General features: G+C 36.8%; 10 protein-coding genes. 3 read left to right on the plus strand and 7 right to left on the minus strand.

The features are described from left to right. Positions 1-51: 51 nt before the first annotated feature. From FLUTA_RS21670 to FLUTA_RS02165, 3 genes are all read left to right on the plus strand, one after another. Entirely contained in the window at positions 52-351 is a 300-nt protein-coding gene (locus tag FLUTA_RS21670; protein WP_013685208.1) for a helix-turn-helix domain-containing protein, read from the plus strand. A gap of 127 nt (positions 352-478) precedes the next feature. Further along, complete coding sequence (locus tag FLUTA_RS02160; protein ID WP_148235377.1) at positions 479-1186, plus strand: hypothetical protein; 708 nt, start codon at positions 479-481, stop codon at positions 1184-1186. Between the two features lie 308 nt (positions 1187-1494). After that, a complete protein-coding gene (locus FLUTA_RS02165; protein ID WP_043023589.1) occupies positions 1495-1767 on the plus strand; it encodes a hypothetical protein in 273 nt (90 codons plus the stop codon). A gap of 306 nt (positions 1768-2073) precedes the next feature. Here the strand turns inward: FLUTA_RS02165 and FLUTA_RS02170 are convergent, their stop codons facing one another. The 7 genes from FLUTA_RS02170 to FLUTA_RS02200 form a co-directional block, all read right to left on the minus strand. After that, positions 2074-2799, minus strand: a complete 726-nt coding sequence (locus FLUTA_RS02170) for a hypothetical protein (RefSeq protein WP_013685209.1) — start codon at positions 2797-2799, stop codon at positions 2074-2076. Further along, positions 2796-5213, minus strand: a complete 2418-nt coding sequence (locus FLUTA_RS02175; protein WP_148235378.1) for an RHS repeat domain-containing protein — start codon at positions 5211-5213, stop codon at positions 2796-2798. Before FLUTA_RS02175 ends, FLUTA_RS02170 begins: the two co-directional genes overlap by 4 nt. Positions 5214-5598: 385 nt before the next feature. Then, positions 5599-6348, minus strand: coding sequence for an IS1 family transposase (locus FLUTA_RS02180; protein ID WP_052301329.1), 750 nt, complete (start codon positions 6346-6348; stop codon positions 5599-5601). 154 nt (positions 6349-6502) lie between these two features. Continuing rightward, a complete protein-coding gene (locus tag FLUTA_RS02185) occupies positions 6503-7228 on the minus strand; it encodes a hypothetical protein (protein WP_013685212.1) in 726 nt (241 codons plus the stop codon). Continuing rightward, the gene (locus FLUTA_RS02190; RefSeq protein ID WP_013685213.1) at positions 7209-19874 is read right to left on the minus strand and encodes an RHS repeat-associated core domain-containing protein; all 12666 of its coding nucleotides are present in this window, start codon (positions 19872-19874) and stop codon (positions 7209-7211) included. The genes FLUTA_RS02185 and FLUTA_RS02190 overlap by 20 nt, the downstream gene beginning before the upstream one ends. A 4-nt stretch (positions 19875-19878) precedes the next feature. Continuing rightward, positions 19879-20613, minus strand: a complete 735-nt coding sequence (locus FLUTA_RS02195) for a hypothetical protein (RefSeq protein WP_013685214.1) — start codon at positions 20611-20613, stop codon at positions 19879-19881. A gap of 7 nt (positions 20614-20620) precedes the next feature. Next, positions 20621-21607, minus strand: a complete 987-nt coding sequence (locus tag FLUTA_RS02200; RefSeq protein ID WP_013685215.1) for a hypothetical protein — start codon at positions 21605-21607, stop codon at positions 20621-20623. Between the last annotated feature and the right edge of the window lie 22 nt (positions 21608-21629).

Raw genomic sequence — 21629 nt, forward strand, 5'->3', positions numbered from 1 at the left:
GCTCTAATATTCGATGCTTCATTCTTGTAATTTGATGAATATTGCTTTGTCATGACAGTGCATATTGGAAGTATTATAAAAGAAGCCGTAAATAAGAGTGGTTTGTCTGTAACAGAGTTTGCAGGACATATAAACTACTCTAGAAGGAATGTTTATGAAATATTCGAGAAAGAGACTATTGATACAGGAGTATTATTAAAAATCAATAAAGTATTGGGTCAAAATTTGTTCTTTGCTTATCTTGATTCTTCTGATTTAGAAAAAATCAAAAATGATGTTCCAACATCTGACCAATTGAAGGAAATGATTGATGCACTTAAGCTTGAAGTAGATCGATTGAAGAAACTTTAATAAATAAGCTTATTAAAGCGCTTTAATGTGTATTAATACGGATTCATTTGGTTTCGATCTGGCATTAATTTGACTAAAGCAATTAGCTAGATCAACTTCTTTCCTATTTTTAGAAAAATAACCACCAATGCACCACTTAAAAAGAAAATACCATCCAATGATACTTTTGATGTATCACAGTAATATGTTATCTCCCGAACAAATTATTCAAATTCCTAGAACTACAAGAAATGATTGGAATACTTTTCTACATCAAGATTATTTTGGTTATGAAATGGCCAAGGAATACATTGCCGACTTTGATTGCATAAAAGAGGTCTTGAGGAATAAACATTTGAGAAAAGGAATGAAGATAATGTGCACGATCAGCAACGGATATAAAGGCATTATTGCATGTATTGAAGGGAATAAAAAACTACTCCGAGAAAATGCTAATCAAATTACATCTTCAATCGAAAAATTGGCTAAACAGGCAAAGCTTTCTTTGACTAAAGCTAGTCATTTGATTGGTGTGAATACAAGTTGGTATTATCGCCATAGAACTAAAAAGATCTGTAGAAAAAGTAATCTGGGTAAATGTTACAAACAATATCCTAATCAGTTATCCATTGAGGAAGTATTGACCATAGAAAAAATCATTTCGATTCCTGAAAACAAATCGAAAACATTGACTACTCTTTTCTACGATTCCATGCGAAAAGGATTACTTAGTTGCGGACGTTCCACTTTTTCGAAATATGCAAAGATGATTGGCTATAAAAAATTTCGAAAAATAAAAGCTATTATAGACCAAAAGGATTCCGTGCAACAAGACCTTTTGAATGGCTTCATGTAGATGTAACTCATATTCCAACAATTTCTAGCGGTATTCAGTATGTTGCATTCATAAAGGATAATTTTTCAGGTGCTTTACTAGGTTTTCGTTCAACACCAAACAAACCGGATAGTCATTTTATCCGCGATTTATTTATTAAAACCTTTCAGGATTACAATTTACTTGAGTCAAAATACCCAATTAATATACTTTCTGATGGTGGTTCTGAAAACAAAGGATCACTTATTGAGTGGATTCATCAACTTAAAACTCCTCCATTAGTAAAAAAAATAACTGCGAGATCAGATGAATTCCACTTTTCAAATAGCATGTCTGAGATTACACACAGCATCTACAAAACAGAATTTATGAAAGGATTGTTCTCGTATGATCAATACCAACATGAAAAAGATCTTAAAAGATTCATGCATTATTACAACCTAGAACGATTTCCTTGCAAACACTTTGGATTAAACGTTACCGAAGTGCTTAATGGCGAAATTCCAAACAAACACCGCTTCAAAGATCAGATTCAAAAAGCCAGAATTGCGCGTATTGAAAAAAACAAAGTATTTAATCAATGTCCAATGGTTTGTATCTAAAATTCTCATAAAGAAAATCTTCGAATCAATCCTCAGCCAAAGTAAAAATCATAGGTTTTACTAGGGTATTTAGATGGAAACCAAAACAGACAACTAAAAACAAATCATTTCATTTAAAACACCTTAAAACGAAAAGCAAAACCATCAAAAGCTCCAATAAAAATTTCAAAAATTATTGCCTTTATCCGAAACCTTACTATTTACAGAGTTTGACGGATATCCGAACACCTTTGTTACGGAATCATGTGGAATGCGCAGTTGCGGAATCAGGTGGAGTGTGCCTGTGGAGTGTGCCGACCATTACCCTTATTTAATAAAATATTTTTTTGTACCAATTCCCATGTATTTTTTTCCTTTATTGTACTTCCATTCTAATTTTTGAATAATAAGTCCTACGGGCAATAAAGACTTTGTATCGAAATATATCGTTGAATACCATTTCAAATTATCCAATTTTGATTCGTAGTAATATTTGAAAATGAATACTTGTCTATTTTCTAACGATGCTATTTTCTTTTTTCCTTTGTACTTTGTTCTAACCCACCAATCGGCATCCCAATCTCTGTTAAAACTCCCACAGTCATCCCATTCGCAATTGGCGAGCATTAAACGACTTGATTGTTTACCTCTTCGATTTAAGACTAGTATGTTTCGTGCATTTTGAAAAGTATCTGCATATCCATTTATTTCTGTAAGAAATATTGAGTCTTTTTCTTTATTCCATTTGGCCTTATATAGCAGTTTTCTTTCAGTAATAGTACTGTCAATTATGGTGTAAAAGGTCGTGTCTAAAGTCAAAGAATCTGGAAACTCAGCTGCGAGTTTTTCAAACTTAGACTTTATTTGATAACTGTAAAGGACTGGTTTGTTAATAGGATTAAAAAAGAATATCTCATTCCTTAAAGTATCATATTCAATTTCAAAATATTTCACTTTGGTGTCAACATAATCAACCCCATACAAGAAATATTTTTTTTGAGCACAAACACTATAAGTGCTTAGAATCAATATGTAAAAGAACAAGTATCTCATGGTTTCTTTAAAAAGTTTCCTCCAAACCCTCTTTTATCTGGATTGTATGAGTGATTTTTTTCGTGATCCACTTCATGGCGAAAATCATCAGATAAGTTGACTGCTTTATTGTTGAAATTACGATTTGGTGAAGTTGGTCCATAAGTTTTATTTAATTCATTAGCTCTTGGATATCCTTTTTCTTCAGGTATTAAATCGGGGAATGGTGTATCTAAATTTCGATTATTAATCAATACTTGGTTAACATCAGCGATGAAACTACTGTACTCCGTGCTTGTTCCAGGTGTGATTTTTAAGTGGTCAAGCTCACCTCCACCATCTACATCTTGTTTGTAACCTTCAAGTAGAGCTGCTGCATCTTTAGTTCCATTAAAGAAATCAAGCAATAGTAGTGATAACGTTTCCCCATGCAAAAGCGCTTCGTGTCCTATCGTTAATAATTTATCTCCAGCTTTCAAACCACCTGAAGAATTATCGACACTAGAATTTAATTGAATCAAAAGCTGAAAATCCTCAGGCTTTGCTCCAGTTAGTTCAGCTTCTGTGCAAGCGGTAAGGTTTTTACCTTTGAATAAGATTGATGTTGCCCCTGCTCCAGTAAGGTTTGTAACCTCAAATTTTAGATTAATTTGCGATCTAGCTCCTGAAGTGGTAATACCAAGTTTACCACTATCATCTAAACCACTAACATTTGCATATTGAGAGATCCAATTCATAAATACGGTTGATTGTTGAATTACCCTACTTTGAACGACATATCCATTACTCATTGATTTTAAAAAATCAATGATGTCTCTACCATCAGGATCGAGAAATTTGATAGGACAATTATCAACAAAATTATATGGTGATAAATGAGGGTATTTACCACTTAACGCATCAATCGTCAACCATCTCCCCAATCTACTATCATACATCCTCGCCCCAAAATCATAGCTATTCCCTTCCAATTTAATCTCATCATCCATTTCCTGATTTTGGAATCCATACCTCGACTTCTCTGCCCCTACAAGCATCAAGTTCCTATCTTCCAACGTAACACCGAAAGGAGAGTAATCAGTTGATTGACGAATATCTGCTAGCCAATAATCTACATTTCCACCTCCATCATCGTGTGGAATAGCCTTGTCAGATATAACGGATAAAACGTTGCCAAGATGGTTTGATAACTCATACGTCCGTTCTCCAATTCTGTGATCAACATACTCCATAGTATACGTCGTATTCTGAGAACCCAGCATAGGTACTGGTTCATTGTGCATTCCCAATCTGCTAGATCCATAGATGTGTTTCTCTGCTTGGAAAAAAGCAATACTTTCTTCGGTGTGATCTACCACACGTTCATACACACTCATCGTACCTTGCAACTTTCGCACTAACGCTTGTCGTTGCTTCGTCTTCACCAGCCATAGCTGGCTCTTTCCTTGAGCATCCAGTATATAATATGTGCTTTTTTCGAGCAAGTAACTGTTGTTTGACGTGTAAGAGTGTTTAGCTATGCGGTGCCCCATGGCATCATAATCGAAAGATACTGTTTTTTTCGCAGAGCTTGCTGGTCTTAAAATAAATTTAACTTTTCCATCTACACGCCACACAATGGTATCTATTTCTTCTTGCAAATCTTTCACCAATCGTCCTTCAGCATCATACATATAATTGTTGTTCTGGTTAATAGTACTTTGCGCCGAGTCGAAGACCATATTGTCAATGTCATCTGAGAAATCACCGTTCAAAGTAGGATCATTGACACCATACAACCTGTTTCTGAGTCGTTTTCCCGCCAAATCGTGGTAGTTATAAGTCAAATCGTCAATGGTTGTTCCGGCATCATTTTGTCGTATTTGTGTTTCAATGTTTCCATTCGCATCATACGTAAATGCATTGTAATACATCGTTGTTCCTCCGCTTCCCCAGGAATTGCTACCTTCATCGTAATTATTGAAACTCTTTGCTTGTTTCAAACGGTTCAACTGGTCATACTGGTAAGCATTCCCCAGTGGGAGAATATGTCGGGAATTGGGATCGGTAATGGTAGTAACCATTCTTCCAATATTTCCGTTGTATAAATCTGAACTAGTGTTTGTTAAATCGCTTGATCCTTGATTGGCTATAAAGTCGTTATTTCCGCCTACAATTGGAGAATAATCGCCTGCATAGTAGTGCAAACTATATCCAAATACATCGCGTGCCACGAGTTGGTTATCACTCACACCATCGCCATCTTTTCCAGGATCTTTAGTAGCATCCAACCCATTGCTATTCACTCCTTTGATCCAACCCTGAAGGGTATACACGTAATCTATCCCTTGAACTTCTTGATCTCCCAAAGTGGTGCGAGCAAGTGGTCCATGTTGGTAGTATTCATAACTGGCTTCCTGATCCCACATCGGGTTTATCTCGGGTTCATTCTGCATACTTGCAACGGAGGAGTTAATATCCAGCAAGGGAGTTTCTTTGGTAGTATACACATCGGTAATGCGGTTGTCTGCATCCCCGAAAGCTATTTTCTATGGGTTTACCTCGAAAATATACATCGGGGCAGGCGCAATTATAGGCATGGTTTCAAGATCCGCTTTTGGGCACCACCCGCTACTTTCAAATCTTCATTCTAAAAACAAATTCTCAGCGGGTCAGGCTTTCCGCTGTATCTCTCCCAAAGTAGGCTTCCAGCCACTTCGGGAGAGGATGCCGCTGCAATCCCTGGTGCGGGAAACAGGTTAAAAACGATCATTTTGTTATCCTGATTTCAAAGAACTTTCGAGTAATAAAAATACTCAAAACCGCTTTATTGACAATGGATTAGACTGTTTTTTTACTGCTTTTACACCAAAAATAAATCTTTAAAACTGCTTCTAACATTTCTTTGGATTTTGAGAAGCATATTGTTCGTCGATTTAGTCTTTTGAGGTGTATTCTCAAATTCAGATTTTGTCTTTCAATTCCGTTATTTCTGCGTTTAAAGGTCGTGTGAAGTTTTTTAGGAACTACACCTTTGTATCCGGAATACTTATCGGTGTTAATAGACACTACCTCAGCACTTAATAATGGATTTACAACACTTCTCAAATTGACTTTAGATCGTGTTCCAACGGCTAAACTCAATGCTCTTTTTAATTCCTGATCCCAGGAATAAATGATATAAATTTCCCTGTCCTTATTCTGAATGAATGTGTGTACTTCATCAACCTGAATCCTTTCCAATCCATTCGAAATCCTCGGTGGTACAATTCCATCTGCAATCGCCAAAATTTTTCGGATAACAGTTGAGGGAGCAATCCCTAAAACCCTTGCGGTACTTCTGATTCCTAAACCTTCATTGGTTAACTGAATGATTTGTTTATTGAACTGCATTCCGTAACTACTTATGCTTGGTTCGGCTACTTTTGTTGTTTTACATCTCCGACACAAAAACCGCTGTTTACCATAATTAGTTTTCCCATTAAAAATCAAAAAATCACCACATTTACACCTTTTACGTTTTTCATCAACAACCCTCGAACACGAGGTTCTGTTCTGGGTCTTTATTTTAGATTTAAGCAACTTTTTCATAGCAAGGGATGTATTAACATCCCCCGATACGAATGATTATTTAAAAAGTTATATCGCTAATAATCAACTATTAAAGACGAACTGAAAAAGCTATCAACAAGCCTCGAACACTACCAGAATTACTTAGACGTAGCCCCACTACCCCCACTAACTATCAATGTTGAATAGGAGATAGTATTTCACAGGAGCTCACCTCCTGAACATATGGATCTAATAAAATATTTCTTCTCATGGTCAAATTATTAGGTCTATCAGATGGTTCACTCCAAAATGCAAGCATTAAAATTGTATTATACTCTTCTTCTTGAGTTGCAGAAAACGGGTCTATGTAAGAAACAGATTTGTAAAATGATGGATAATTACCACTTCGATCGATCAAACGAAAATTTAGGTAAAAATCAATTTTTCTATTTCCAAACCATCTGTCAATATAGTTACCCTCATATTGATTTGTAAATACAATTTTTGAAACTCCAAAATTATTGTCAGTTAAGGTACTTTTGACCTTCCTCATATTTACAGAAATACTACCTATTTTATTAAGTGCTCTGATGGTTAATAATCCTCTTTTGCTAATAAATCTTGTTTCTCCTATTTCATACCAATCAACATATTGCGGAAAACCTGATATATTATAATATAACTCGTAATATTTTACATCGTAAACAGGTATGTTGAACATTTGTGCAACTCTAAAAGAATCTATACGATTATTACAAACTAAAGAATCTATTGTCAAATGATTAGCAACCTTAAAAAATGAAATCACAGATAATATACTGTCCTTATCATTTACTTTTACTTGCAAGCAACTCTGAAAACTTATTAGATTAATTAATCCAATAAGAACTACTTTTATTTTATTCTGGAAGTACTTCATCTTTTGATTTTTCAATTACAGCTTTTTTCTTGTTTGGGTCTAATTCATCCAAAGTTATATCATTAATAATAGACTTATAGATTGTGAATAAATTACCGATTTTATTTACAGGATTATTTAGGATATTTATACAGGATTGAATAATGGCATCAATATTTGCTTGCCCAATTTCATACCCCGTTCCTGCCATAATAAAGCCTTTAAGTGTCTTATTGTTATACTCATAACCTGTGTGAGGAATTCGCGGTTTCTGAAATTTCGCGTCATATCTATCAGATAGTCCCAATAAATGCCACATCTCGTGTATTGCAGAAAAAACAGGGCTCTCTTTGTCATTAATCCAAGCTTGTGAGGTACTTGTACCAGTTGCATTTATCCCACCCCATCCAATTGTGATAACATTTTCTCCATATTCAAGACCGGAGGGTTTTCCATTAATATCTTCAGCTCCTTCAGCTTTTGTCCCGACAGACCTCGATTGATCTGAATTTACATAATCACGCATTACAGCAGGAAGAGCACCTAGATTGTCTGTTGTTGCCGCAATGAATTCAACTTGAATGTTTAGATCATATTTTAGCCCAGCTGTTGCAGGGAACACAAAGTCTTTGGAATAAAAAGCATCCCAATTAAATTGTAAACTCTTTGCAAATTCCTTAATTTCTTTATTTGTTTTTCCTATTCCCGTAATATAGACTTTCGAAGTTAAAGTAATAGTTCTAACTCCAAATGCATCTGGTTCACTAATGGTAATAACAGCATCTTTACCATTTGGGTCATTGAATAATAATGGACTGTTCAATGCAAAATGATACGGTGAATTTGCTGGATACTTCACGGCTGAAGGATCAATCGTCAACCATCTTCCCAATCTAGGATCTAACATCCTAGCTCCAAAATCATAGCTGTTCCCCTCACCTTTGATCTCATCGTCCTTTTCCATTCCGTTAAAGGCATATCTCATCTTCTCAGCCCCAGTAAGCGTGAAATTCCTATTCTCCAAAGTAACCCCAAAAGGACTATAATCTGTAGATTGACGAATATCTGCTAGCCAATAATCTACATTTCCACTTCCATCATCGTGTGGAATAATCTTGTCAGATATAACGGATAAAACGTTGCCAAGATGGTTACTCAACTCATACGTCCGTTCACCAATTCTGTGATCAACATACTCCATAGTATACGTCGTATTCTGAGAACCCAGCATAGGTACTGGTTCATTGTGCATTCCCAATCTGCTAGATCCATAGATGTGTTTCTCTGCTTGGAAAAAAGCAACGCTTTCTTCGGTATTATCTACCACACGTTCATACACACTCATCGTATTTCCTTGAACATCCAGTATGTAATATGTACTTTTTTCGAGCAAGTAACTGTTGTTTGACGTGTAAGAGTGTTTAGCTATGCGGTGCCCCATGGCATCATAATCGAAAGATACTGTTTTTTTCGCAGAGCTTGCTGGTCTTAAAATGAATTTAACTTTTCCATCTACTCGCCACACAATGGTATCAATTTCTTCTTGCAAATCTTTCACCAATCTTCCTTCCGCATCGTACACATAATTGTTGTTCTGGTTAATAGTGCTTTGAGCGGAGTCGAAAACCATATTGTCAATATCATCAGCGAAAGCGCCGTTCGAAGTTGGGTCATTGACACCATACAACCTGTTTCTGAGTCGTTTTCCCGCCAGATCGTGGTAGTTATAAGTCAAATCGTCAATGGTTGTTCCGGCATCATTTTGTCGTACTTGTGTTTCAATGTTTCCATTCGCATCATACGTAAATGCATTGTAATACATCGTTGTTCCTCCACTTCCCCAAGCATTGGTGCCTTCATCGTAATTATTGAAACTCTTTGCTTGTTTCAAACGGTTCAACTGATCATACTGGTAAGCGTTCCCAAGTGGGAGAATATGTCGGGAATTGGGATCGGTAATGGTAGTCACCATTCTTCCAATATTTCCGTTGTATAAATCTGAACTAGTGTCTGTTAAATCACTTGATCCTTGATTGGCTATAAAGTCGTTATTTCCGCCTACAATTGGAGCGTAATCTCCTGCATAGTAGTGCAAGCTATATCCAAAAACATCGCGTGCTACGAGCTTGTTATCACTCACACCATCGCCGTCTCGCCCAGGATCTTTAGCGGCATCCAACCCATTGCTATTCACTCCTTTGATCCAACCCTGAAGGGTATACACGTAATCAATTCCCTGCACTTCCTGATCGGCCAAGGTGGTTCGTGCCAATGGTCCGTGCTGGTAGTATTCATAACTTGCTTCCTGATCCCACATCGGGTTTATCTCGGGTTCATTCTGCATACTTGCTACAGTGGAGTTGATATCCAATAAGGGGGTTTCTTTGGTGGTGTAAACCTCTGTTATGCGGTTGTCTGCATCGTAATTATAGGCATGGTGCCACTGATCTGCATTTCCTGTTTCATAATCCACGCGGTGCACGTTGCCAGAAATCAAATCATACACATAATCCATCCGCTTGAAACGGTGTTGGTCTATTCCTGAAATGGCTCCTACTAATTGGTTTTCTTGCAAAAGTGTTTTTACATTTCCATGTACATCGTAGTCGTAATGCGTAGCATGATCATATACTTCATCCAAATCATCATAAACAGCTTCGTATGTAACATGCACAATGCGTTTACGCTGAGTTGCTTCGGTTAGCATAATTGGCAAAGAAGACTCAATGTGTGTATTGGTTGCATCATAATAACTACGGGTAACTTCTTTACGGGTGGTGGTTGCATTAGTACTCAACCAAGTTTCCAACTTTGTGTCGTCTACTACGGATGGAACGGTAATTCCTCCCACATTGGTTCCAAAAATAGAACCGAATTTAGGATCGCCTGAGCCATTTTCTGTTTTTTCTCCAGCTTCATATACCCTGCCCAATTCGTCATAAAGGGTATAGGAGAATTTACTTGCTTGCAATTGACGCGAGTTCTGACTGGTCACAATTCTTCCCAAACGATCGTAATAGAAGCGGGCAGTAAACATCCCTCCTTCATGTCTCAAAGCACGCACCATTGCTTTTTTGGTAGTTATATACGTTCCATTGGTGTAATAACCTCCGTAAACTCCTGTTGTTCGCGAATTGAAGGCCATCGCCAAGATGTTGTAATCAGTAGCAGTGCCAATTTCAGGATCGGTAATGATTTGCTGCGAAGTAATTAAACCTCCGCTCAAGATAGCATGTGTTGTAGCATCATTTGAATTGGAACTCAAATGATACCATTTACCAGCATCTCCAACTGCATATCCAGTTACGTCATCGTGGAAGTAAACATCTCTAAATGTTGCTCCTGAAATGGTTGCCAAGGTATAAGAAGAACCCAAACCTCCTGAATTATAGAAATTGATTTTTCCAGAACCTCCTACATAAGCCACACTTTGGTTTTCAAAGACGTGAATGGCATGAATCAAATCGGTAGATGTTGCTACATCAGCTGACAAACTTAAGGTATAACCCAAAAGTGTAGAAGGTGTCAATGTGATTTTTCGAATTCCATTCGCAGTGGAGTTAATGCTTAAATAACCAATAAGTGGAGAATTCTTAGAGAATTGAATGTCTGAAATTCGTCCCGTTATGGGAGTAGCTGCAAACAATCCGTTGTTGACAACCGTTAAATAATCTCCATATCCTCCAATGAGTGCAAAATGACTGGTATTGGCTTCTTTCACTGTCCAAACTTTTCGGAGATTGTCAATCGTAGAACTGTTCAACGTAAGAGCACTTGTTGGAAGGTTGATCTTCCAACTTAAACCACCATCTGTCGTTGTTCTTACTAGAAAGTGATCACCAATGAGGGTTCCAAATTGCCCATTGGCAAAATGTACATCCCGGTATCTGGAAGAGAAAATTCGGTTATTAAGGGATCCTGTTTGGGAATTATACCGAATCAAAGTTGCAGCAGATCCTGCAACGATAGCTTTCAATGAACCATTGAAACAAACGCTGCGTAAATTTTGAGTAGTTGCAGGAACAGTTGGTATCAATAAATCGGTTGTGATATCAGGAGTGTAGTAAACAGATCCGTTTCCACCAACTGCATAAACAGCTTTAGTTGCCACTGCAATATCGTAGAAGGTAATATTGTTAGAGTGGTCTTTAACGGTCAATCCTGCAGTTGTATACAAAGTTGTCTCATCTAGGTTAGATACTTTGAACTGGGATAAAAACCCGTCGGTTCCCCCCACCAAATAATAGGAGATTGATGAACTTACAAATTCATTGGCAGCATACAAATCACTCAGTGTATGAAGTGGTTTCACAGTAGCTGTGGTTGCACTCGTAGAAATGGCTCTCGAAATAAAGAGTCCATTTTGACCTGTAATCAATAGATTGGATGCTCCCTTTTGAATGCTGTTTAAGGCTGGCAATCGGTGATCTTGCCGTGCGTAGAAAGTGACGGATGAAGGTAGCGTTGAAATCGAACCAGAAGTAAAGATTCCGCCATTTGTACCAGCCAAAGTCACTTGGGTTCCATGAACAGCCAATTTGGTAATTACCGAAGTTCCAAGACTGAGAGTAGTCGTTAAACCTGATAAGCTTCCTGTAGCAGTTTTTGCATAAATTTTTGTATCACTGCTGTTGTATCCTAAGACATAATCAGTGGATGAAGCAGTGATTTTATCCATCCAAACCAAAGCGGTTGCTCCAGAAACGGTTGCAAAAGAAGAAGCTGTTTGAGTAGTTAAGCTGTAACTACTTTGCTTTAAAGTTCCCGTGGTTAAAAGCGCATGAACCAAAAGATCTGTTCCATCTTTCAAAACAAGGAGTTGTTTTGCATCCGTAATTGTTCCAGCATCTGTAATTTCAGTAAATTGAAGTGTTGTTCCAGAAGGGAGATACGCATTAGAGCGGTAGAGCTTATTTGCGGAATCAATTCCAAAAACAGTGATTTTTATGCCATCATTGTAAGCATAAACGACTTTTAGATTGATATTTTGAACGGCTGTTGGTGTTTGATTTAGTTCACTAATTGTTCCATTGGAGGCCAATAGAACCGTTTTGGAATAAGCCGAACCAGTCGTATACCCTTGAATGAGAACTTCGAGAGTAGTTGTTCCAGAACGTTTGATAAATACGAGGTTTGCATCAAGGTATTCATTGCTTAGTGAAAGCCATGTTTTGCCCCCATTTTTAGTTGTTCGAATCACTTTCTGACCATTTTCTTCGATGCGTGCAATTCCAATTTGTCCATTGAGCATTTGTATTTGATCAATCATTCCAAGCGTTCCAGAAACCTGCATCGTTTGCACGAAATCAGAACTACTTGTGCCAGAAAGCAAGGATAGGTTTCCATCCAAACCTGCTACCGCTCCTTCAGAACTGCTGTAGAATGCGAGTGCATTCAAATCCGAAGCCAATACTTTTTCTAAAGTAAAGACCGAAGAACCATTGTTTAGAATAATGGCATCAAAATCAGAACTTCCATCTGTTAGGGAAGCAACGTACAAAATTCCAGTTGTGGTGGAATAATTGTTTTGCAAACTAAAATCAGTAAATGCAGTTGCCGTATAAGAGGTATTGGTTGGTGCTACTGCATGAGAAGAAATAACTCCAGCAGTAGTGCATTTAAAAATTTGACCACTCCGCGTGAGTGCATAGCCATCGGTAGTACTTACTTCCAAAGACACAAAATCCTCTTGGATATTGGAGGAATAGGTATCTACCAAATCCCAAGTTGCTCCTCCATCCTGCGTAAGCAATAAAATACCTGACGTTCCAACAGCTAATCCAGAGTTACTGTTAATCATGCGCACCCGTTTCAAATCACTTGCAATGGTATTGGATACCCGAACCCAGTTCTGACCACCGTTGTTGGTTGAAAACAAATACCCGCGACTGCCCATTGGAGCATTTGAATTAGTCATAAAACCCGTCAAATACCCTTGATTGGAACTTACCATTTGGATTGCTGTAGTGGAGAGCTGTGTAGGTAATCCATTCGGCAAAGTGGATTCAAACACCTGCATCTCGTCTTGATCTGGCATATTCTGAGCCACTAACTGGTTCAATGAATTATACAAATAAGTAGTTTGCATGCGGTGACTTGTAACTATTTGATGGGTATTATTAGCACGATCAGACAAAATTGCCGCTTTAATAGTAGAATTATCTATATCTATAAATTCTACACCTTCTGGTGGAACTGTTTTTATCAAATTTCCTGCTTGGTCGTAATAATACAAAGTGAAATGATGCTCTATTTCATTGTAAGTCATGGAAAGATTTTCCAAAGCACCTAAGCAATGTTGAATGTACCGTTGACTAATATCCGTTTGCATAGCCTGTGTTTGCTCTTGGTATGCGATATAAGCAGTGTTTTCGGTGTTCGCTTGATAGAATTCTTCACACGGATCATTGAATTCAATAACAAATGGTTCAGCAGCAATGTTGATACTATCATTTGGACAAGGAATAACTTGATCTCCAGAACAGAAAGTCAAGATATTGGGCATCAAATCGAACTCTTTCAAACCGTCGCTTACCAAATTCAATTCTGCACAATAATCGTTCACGCAATTGCACAAATTTTCTTGATAGAAAACTTGCTCAGAAATGACGTAGGTTATCACGTCTTCGCTTTCGTTGGCCATGGCTTTACTGTTATACAAAGCAACACATCCAAGATATTTTTGGTATGCCTCACTACATTCTGGATGCAAATCTGGAAGATCAGAAGCACAATATTCCGAAATTGTAATTGGATTAGGTAAAACATCTGTAGATTGAGCGTAGATATAAGTAAACAAATAACTTTGATAAAATTTTGCACATTCACAAAAACCTGCATCAATAAATGCCGTATCACTCGCAAATTCATTCGTTAAGCTAATATTATTGGCAATTGCCCAATCAGAAGTATTAAACATATCAATACCAGTCAAATAATAATTGTTATACCTACCCGAACAATAAACAAAGTCCTCTTCAGGTGTCATACAATTTGTCATTGAAGGTGGAATCAACTCACAACCAGGGTTGGTATACAAATATTGAAGATATACTGCCAATGCATCTTCTCCTTCTTCTGTACAACATAAATTCAGATTCAGGAATTGTATATAACTCACCAGTTGAGTTGGTCCAAATTGTTGCATATAACACGAAGGATTATTATCAATATGTCCTAAGTATGCATCCACGTAAGTCTGATAATTGACAAAACATGAATCAGAAGGAATTAGTGCTATTCCAGTATTCGGATAAGACAAAACAGATAAGGTTGTTCCTGGATTCGTAAAATTTCCTAGCAAATAAGAGATGTAGTTTGAACAATCTCCAGAATAAATGGTGGTTGTAAATTCTACTAGTGTAACTGGAGAAATTTGATCCAGTATAATTCCGTCACGATGGGTGTTGTAAAAATCCACGGCACTTAAATAGCGTCCATACTGGAGCTTAACAGAATTGAAAGTTCCAAAATAGGTATAGAACTGGGAAGGTGATTGAAGCAAAAAATAGGCGTCTACACTATCTACAAATGCATTTAAGTAATAAGCGAATTCACCAATGGAATTAGGAGGTACCTGATTAAAGAATTCATAATAAGAAAGCTTTGGTACATAATTCGGATCCAAAATGGTTAAACCATGATGCACGTTGAACGTGTCAACCAAATCGCAGTAATAGTGATAATCTCCCATCGTGCTAGTTCCAGTTAGCACTCCCATATTTAAGTAAACTGAATCAATCGAATCCAATTGACTAGCAGTATAAGACACTGTAATATCACCTGTGCAGGAAATACATTCTTTCAAGTTGAGACAAGAAATCCCTTTTAAAACGGCAGTATGAATGGTTCCGCCACTTGAGAAATTTACTGTTAAATCAAACGAATTGTTAGAACCAAATGAATTCGTTTCGCCACTCACTTCCAATTCATCCACTGAAACAATACTATCAAATGAAAAGTTGACTCCTGGAATACTATCATAATTCAGTGTCAAGTCACAATAATCTGTTGGCAAATTAAATCGGAGTCTTTTAGCACCAGCAAATAAGGAACTCACCGTTCCAGTTAGCACCCCGCCAGGAGCATTCAGTTGTGTTTCCAAACTGGATGTTAACTCCAATGAATTGTACAAATCAAATGGTGCATTCTGATTCACCAATACATCTTGGAAAACAGCTTTTAAATCTTCCAGATTTCTGTAAGGTTCACCATCACACAATAATGGAGTAGGCAATCCACAATCTCCTAGTTCTATGGATTGCAACCCACCAGAAGTTACCCGAACAGCATCCAAACTGATGGTTACTAAATAGTTTCCGTATGCATCATTGCAAACTAAATCAAATGTATTATTCGGACCTACAACTAATTCATCGATGGCATCAATTAAATTCATGTTTGAAATAGTGAAAATAGAAGGTGAAAAGGAATTGATTCCCAATCTTAAATAGTCTGAGTTTGCAGCGTTTGTAATTTTGAATCCAGGAATTGCTGGATCAAAAATCCAAGATAAATTTCCTGGAGAACTCAAACTTACCGCATGCTGAATATTGTTTGTGACAAAAGGATCAAACGCATCTTCAGTACTCAAATTAAAAGCGGTGGTACTTCCCAATAAATCAAAAGCTGTAATTGCCTGAAGCAGATGTTGCATTTCATTTCCTAAATCATTCTTTTCACATACATCTTCAAACTGGCAATTCCCAATGGGTAAAGTCGTTGTTCCTGTAACTGGAACATAATAAATGAGACCACTTATTTGCACTTTTGCCAATGCTGTAAATTCATAAATTCCTGAACTTAGTTCTGTAAAATACAAATTGGAAAAACCGATTATTTGAGACCAAGAATATCCCAAAGTATCTAATGGGTCTTTAACTAATCTCAAAGTTGCAAAAGCTGCTAATCCTATATCACTCCAAACAGCTTCAAGAATATTGGAGTTAATGGTTGTTTGAACCCAGTTGAGATTCTGATTTGCTGTCTGCTCATCAAAATTATTTAGGGAAAGCAACAGTCCAGATAAGGAATTTAAACTATTCAAAGAAAAAGAAGCATCATCCAATTGATTGGTAAAGGCAACTTCATTTAAAACGGATTGCAACGAAGCTGCATTGGGGCATTGACCGGTTACCAAATATTGCTGATAAGCAATTTCATTGGCAGATAAATCAGATACTCTATTTGGTGTGCCAAATCGAATTTCTTTGTTTTGATAAAAGGCCATTCGATAAAAACTACACGGTTGATTGACATTCGTAAACTGACCAGCAGTAGTATAGAAAAATCCTGCTAAAAAGGTTGCATTAAAGAACCCGTTTTCAAAAGGGTTGAATTCGTCGTTTCCAATACATGCATTGTAGCCATAATATTCCGAATCATTGATGGTGACATCCGTTACCAAATCCTGAAGAATTTTTTGTTTTGCAGAAAAATACAAACTACGGAATGCCATCCAAGATTCATCGCGTTTTACTTGATTTTCAGTGGAATCCAGTCCGTAATCATCTCCCCACAAAGTACATGCTGAACTGGGATAGGCTCCTAGTTGCAAATTGCTGCATCTGGTAATTATTCCAGCAAACTGCATCATCGAGTAGTTGACTCCATTAATGGTGATAAAATTAGCCACTTTATTTTGCAAACGGTAAAGTGGGGTGTCATAAAATCCTGCCGGATCCCAAACTGTGTGCGTGGTATCTGTTAAGAAATTTTCAATACGATTATTGATGGACTCTGTTGAATAAGTGCTTTTGATGAATCCTGCAGTGATAGCGTCGTCCCAAGTGTTCACGCGCATCATTGCGGCATCAAATCCTTCTGATGTAAAACGATCTCCAACAGTAACTTCTGTTGTAAGTGTTCTGTAATACTTTAAAATCGGATATTCAGGATGGTAATAAACCAATGAATTTGCCCATTGTAAATTAGAACCATAGTAACCAATAAAATCTGCTACTCCTGTTAGATATTCAGGATATGTATAATAGGTATTAGTTAATGCATCTAAAAAAACATGTGTACCTATAGTCGAACCTACATCGATAATTGGTAATGAACTCGTTACAATGTTACTAGAAATCACTACGTCTTGTAAATAAATACGTGAAATGGTTATACCATCTTCGTCGTAATAGTGATTTAAAATGGTTGATTCAATGTCATATTTTGGGTGTTTCCAATCTGAATTAGGAGATTTCGGTAAAATATTGGAAACGTTTAAAACCGATAGTGGATACATCCAGGTCTGAATAACTGAAGCATTATCGTATTGAGCATATTGACCACTAGGCATCACATCTCCCTTAAGTAGCATACGCATCGTTTCATAATAAGAAATGGGGGTGCAAGGCGCATTACATGCAACAACTTCTAGATTGTAACTATCTTCGGTTCCTCCATTGGCGATATAGTCTAATAATGGCCCCAAATTTTCAATACATTCTGCACAACTAAAATCATCCGAACAATCATTGTCTATTGTACTTTGTACTTCTTCCAAAATTTCATCATAACCTGGTTTACACATATTGATGCTGTCATTCACATACATGGCCACATACGCTTCAATGGCAGCTTCATTGATAGTCAATATTTTAGAGATTTGGTAAGAACCAACAGCAAGTGAATCAATGACAAAAGTGGTATCAAATCCAAAATTGGCACAATCTGTTTTGAAAATCACTTGATTGGTGGTGTCTAATTCAAAACGACCCGACAATTTATTGGAAACTGCTTGCGGACTTACTAAGACTCCGCACATATCTCGTACTTCAATTTTTAAATCGTACACACAATTAAAACAAACGGAAGAATCCATTGATAAACAAGTATCAATAAAGGGAGTAACATTTAAATCATAATCAATTTGTAAGGTGGTTTTAGAACTTAAAAGAATCGTTTGATTAAATACTTTTGATCGACCGTTGATTCCTAATACGTTCGAGCTACTTTCTCCTTGGGCATTTGGTGATAAGAGGTCTACGGTTAATGGACCAGCTTCTCCAGCAGATTCCAATGAAATCAAATTGTCAGGTGCTTCTCCAGCCAATGAGGTTGCAATTACTCGACCTTCCTGATCGAGATATGAAACACTTACTTGTCCATTTGGATCAATCACCATGTTTTTTTGATAATGAGCATAATCTCCAACTTCTGAGCCAAACAAGCGATCTAATTGCTCTTGAAATGGATGTCCATAAAAATACTTCGTTTCATGTCCAGAACCCAATTGAAATTCAGCCCCAACTCCTCCTTGTCTACTAATTCTTCCGGTGTTGTCTGGGGTATACTCGACTTGACTAAAGGGGAATTGTTGAGCATCTGGAAGATAACCCTGAATACCATCTGTATCTGGATTTGAGCTGGAATAATAGTTTGAAGCTCCAGAACTGGGATGCATTGGTCCTAAAATGGTGGAACATGAATCTATCATGGAGGATGTGTCAAAATCTAATTTTGTATAGGCATCTGTCGCATTTTTTCGATTAAATTTCTCATAAAATTTCAAAGAATTTTCTGCATCAGGTGTTTCACAATCTGTTGGTGCAACTGGTACCGGTAAAACTTGAATTGCAGGTCGTCCCTGATAATCGTAAATCGTTTCTCCAACAATTGTTGTATTATCGGAATTGATTTTGGTCACCATCTGACGATTGCGCAATGAACCATCAAAGAATGAAACTACTTCTTTTTTCTTTCCTTCTTCGGCATAAGTAGAGCTATATTGCCAATTTTTCAATACATCATAAGGTGTGGTTTGTTGGTAATAATCGCAACTTGAAACGGCAACTAAACCATCATTGGTGCTCCAAGGAGTAAAAATGAATCTACTCACATCTGTCATCGAACGTCCCACAGCCCTAACCCTATAGCAAATGTATCCTTTATCAAAAACCAACGACAAATGATAATTTGCTTGAGAGGTTGAAATTCGCGTAGAATTCAATCTAAAATCAACGGATAAATCTCCAATTACTTTGTCATAATTATTGATATAAAGCCACTCTAATTGATATTCTTCAGCCCCCTCAACAGGATCCCATGAAATCACAAATTCATCTGCTTGATCATCGCAATTTAAATCCAATGGCTCATCGGTATACAAGCTATTAATGGTTACGGGTGTTGCCAATTGCCCCGTAAAATCATACACACGATCTACATATACATCACCTTGGATATAAAGGTTTTCTCTTAAATATGTTTGATCATAACCTTCCAATTTTGCTAGTATTAGCTTTACGTCAAATTTTTCAACATTGTCAAATACATAAGATTGTTTATCTATAAAAGTCAAACTGTCTTCTGGATAATTAGATATTTGTAAGGTGATTGTATCAACAATTCCTGAGCTGGAAAGTGTCGCATATTTTGTAAGCACTACTTTTACCTCAGCCCGAAAGTTAGGACTTGTCGTTGGAAAATGATGATTGATTCCAAACGTGATCACACCCTTTTTTGAACGATCAGAATAACTCAAACCACTCCAAACTGGAGTAATCTCTGTGGTAAATTCACCCGAAAGTGTATTTACATAAGGACGTGTAGAAAGATCATCGGGTGTTTTCAGTAAACCTCTCGTATAAGGTACAATTCCAGCTGAAGATGTCAGTGAAACAAGTACAAAAAGGAAAAATAAACCTACGGATTTAAATGCAGTCATAATTCTATTTTTTAGGTTTATAGCGGGCGTCATGTAACTGATATCCAGCCATAATTGGCGTTAGAGTTAAATTATCTTTTTTATCCTTGACAATAATCATGGATTCTGAAAAGGAAACTTCATTCTTTTTCAATGCTACAATGGGTTCATAGACAAGAGTGATGTAAGGGGATTCAATCGTTTCATCATCTTCAGATTCCATAAAATAATTTGCTGGTGGCAAGCTAATTATCAACTTATACAGTGATTTCTTTTTAGTGTCGATAAAAAATTCCAACGTTCCCTCATTTGAAAATTTTGGAATTGCTTTTAAAACAATATAACCTGAGTAAGTTGTTTTTATTAGGTCATACTGACTCAGTGTAGCCTCTGTAAAATCATTAAATGTATTTAGGGTTTTCATGGAAGAATCAATTTCAGTGACCTGAACAAACTTCGATGTAGAATCAATGTAGATAGCTAGATCTTGAGTCTGCAATACTGTTATTCCTGCATTGATCATTTTATAGGAGATACCAGATCCTCTATAAATCACTCCATTACTGGATTCAATAGGAGTAGGATCATTCAAATCTCTAAAAGTCTCTTTTTTGAAGCGTAGTACAATATTGGGGTTATTCAATTGGCGAATAATGGGTTTCATTTCAACATTGAATTCCTCCATGGAAAGTTTAATACCAGACTGTCCGAAACAGCTAGTGGCAACCAAAAAATAAAAAAGAAAAATATACTTATTCATAAAACTGCTAGTCATTAGTGGATGAATTTTCTCTATTTTCTTGAATGGTCATGATTCCTTTTTCGGTTTCTTTTTTTACACGAACCAATTTTCCTTCCTCATCATACTCATAGATTTTGGCATAATTGCGTTCATCCAATTCAGCCATGAGCCGTAAAGTAACAGGGTCATAAACATAGGTCATCATGGAACCATCATAAGGAAACACACGAATATCATCGAAATAAGATGTTCCCGAGGAAACAATGAGTTCCATTTTTAGATTTCCCGCTGAATTTGTTTGGATAATTCCTTCTATACGCTGCCAGCCATCAATGATTTGTCCAGATGGATAAAAAGTATAGACATTCGATCCCGAAGTTACTTTCAACTGAGAATTGGTATAGTTCAATGCTCCAGTTGTGCTCCCAGTTGCTTCTTTGACCCATGCAGAAATAATATATCGGTCATCAACTGGCTGAAATTTGGGTAAGCAATTATCACAAGGTATTTCTTTTAAACATTGTTGCAAATAATTGGAATTTTCAAAATTAATATATCCAACACATGCATTTGCTGTAATTTCAAGTACATACTTTTTGTTTCCTACAAAAAAATCGGATAAGCTATGGCTTGAAGTTGTATTTGACCCCGTTGAGATAGGAATTACGGAATTTGTTTCAATTAAATAACTATAGTTCTGAGTTTGTTCAAAGGGGCCAAACAACCTGTATGATGTATTAATGGCAGTTGACATACCGGAATTTGTAAACCCCTGAAAAGTGATCAGTGCATCCGTTCCCAATTGCAATGAATCAATGGGTGTATACTCATAATATAATTTGGACTTTCCATTCACACATAAGAAACCTTGTGCAGAATCAAATGCTCCTCTACCAGTTTGTGTTCTTCCACAAACCAAATAACTCGTGCTCGGAGAGAAATTCGTTAAATAATCTTGCCCAAAGGACCAGTGAGCTAAGAGACAACTAAAAACGAGAATGAATACTTTCATAATGGATGTTTTAAAAATTAGT

It is taken from the genome of Fluviicola taffensis DSM 16823 (genome assembly GCF_000194605.1).
In the GTDB taxonomy this organism is placed as follows: Bacteria; Bacteroidota; Bacteroidia; order Flavobacteriales_D; family Crocinitomicaceae; genus Fluviicola; species Fluviicola taffensis.

Excerpts from the sequence above, each read along its gene's own strand:
- FLUTA_RS21670 (WP_013685208.1), top strand. The coding sequence starts at position 52 with ATGACAGTGCATATTGGAAGTATTATAAAAGAAGCCGTAAATAAGAGT.
- FLUTA_RS02160 (WP_148235377.1), top strand. The coding sequence starts at position 479 with ATGCACCACTTAAAAAGAAAATACCATCCAATGATACTTTTGATGTAT.
- FLUTA_RS02165 (WP_043023589.1), top strand. The coding sequence starts at position 1,495 with ATGTCTGAGATTACACACAGCATCTACAAAACAGAATTTATGAAAGGA.
- FLUTA_RS02170 (WP_013685209.1), bottom strand. The coding sequence starts at position 2,799 with ATGAGATACTTGTTCTTTTACATATTGATTCTAAGCACTTATAGTGTT.
- FLUTA_RS02175 (WP_148235378.1), bottom strand. The coding sequence starts at position 5,213 with ATGCAGAATGAACCCGAGATAAACCCGATGTGGGATCAGGAAGCCAGT.
- FLUTA_RS02180 (WP_052301329.1), bottom strand. The coding sequence starts at position 6,348 with ATGAAAAAGTTGCTTAAATCTAAAATAAAGACCCAGAACAGAACCTCG.
- FLUTA_RS02185 (WP_013685212.1), bottom strand. The coding sequence starts at position 7,228 with ATGAAGTACTTCCAGAATAAAATAAAAGTAGTTCTTATTGGATTAATT.
- FLUTA_RS02190 (WP_013685213.1), bottom strand. The coding sequence starts at position 19,874 with ATGACTGCATTTAAATCCGTAGGTTTATTTTTCCTTTTTGTACTTGTT.
- FLUTA_RS02195 (WP_013685214.1), bottom strand. The coding sequence starts at position 20,613 with ATGAATAAGTATATTTTTCTTTTTTATTTTTTGGTTGCCACTAGCTGT.
- FLUTA_RS02200 (WP_013685215.1), bottom strand. The coding sequence starts at position 21,607 with ATGAAAGTATTCATTCTCGTTTTTAGTTGTCTCTTAGCTCACTGGTCC.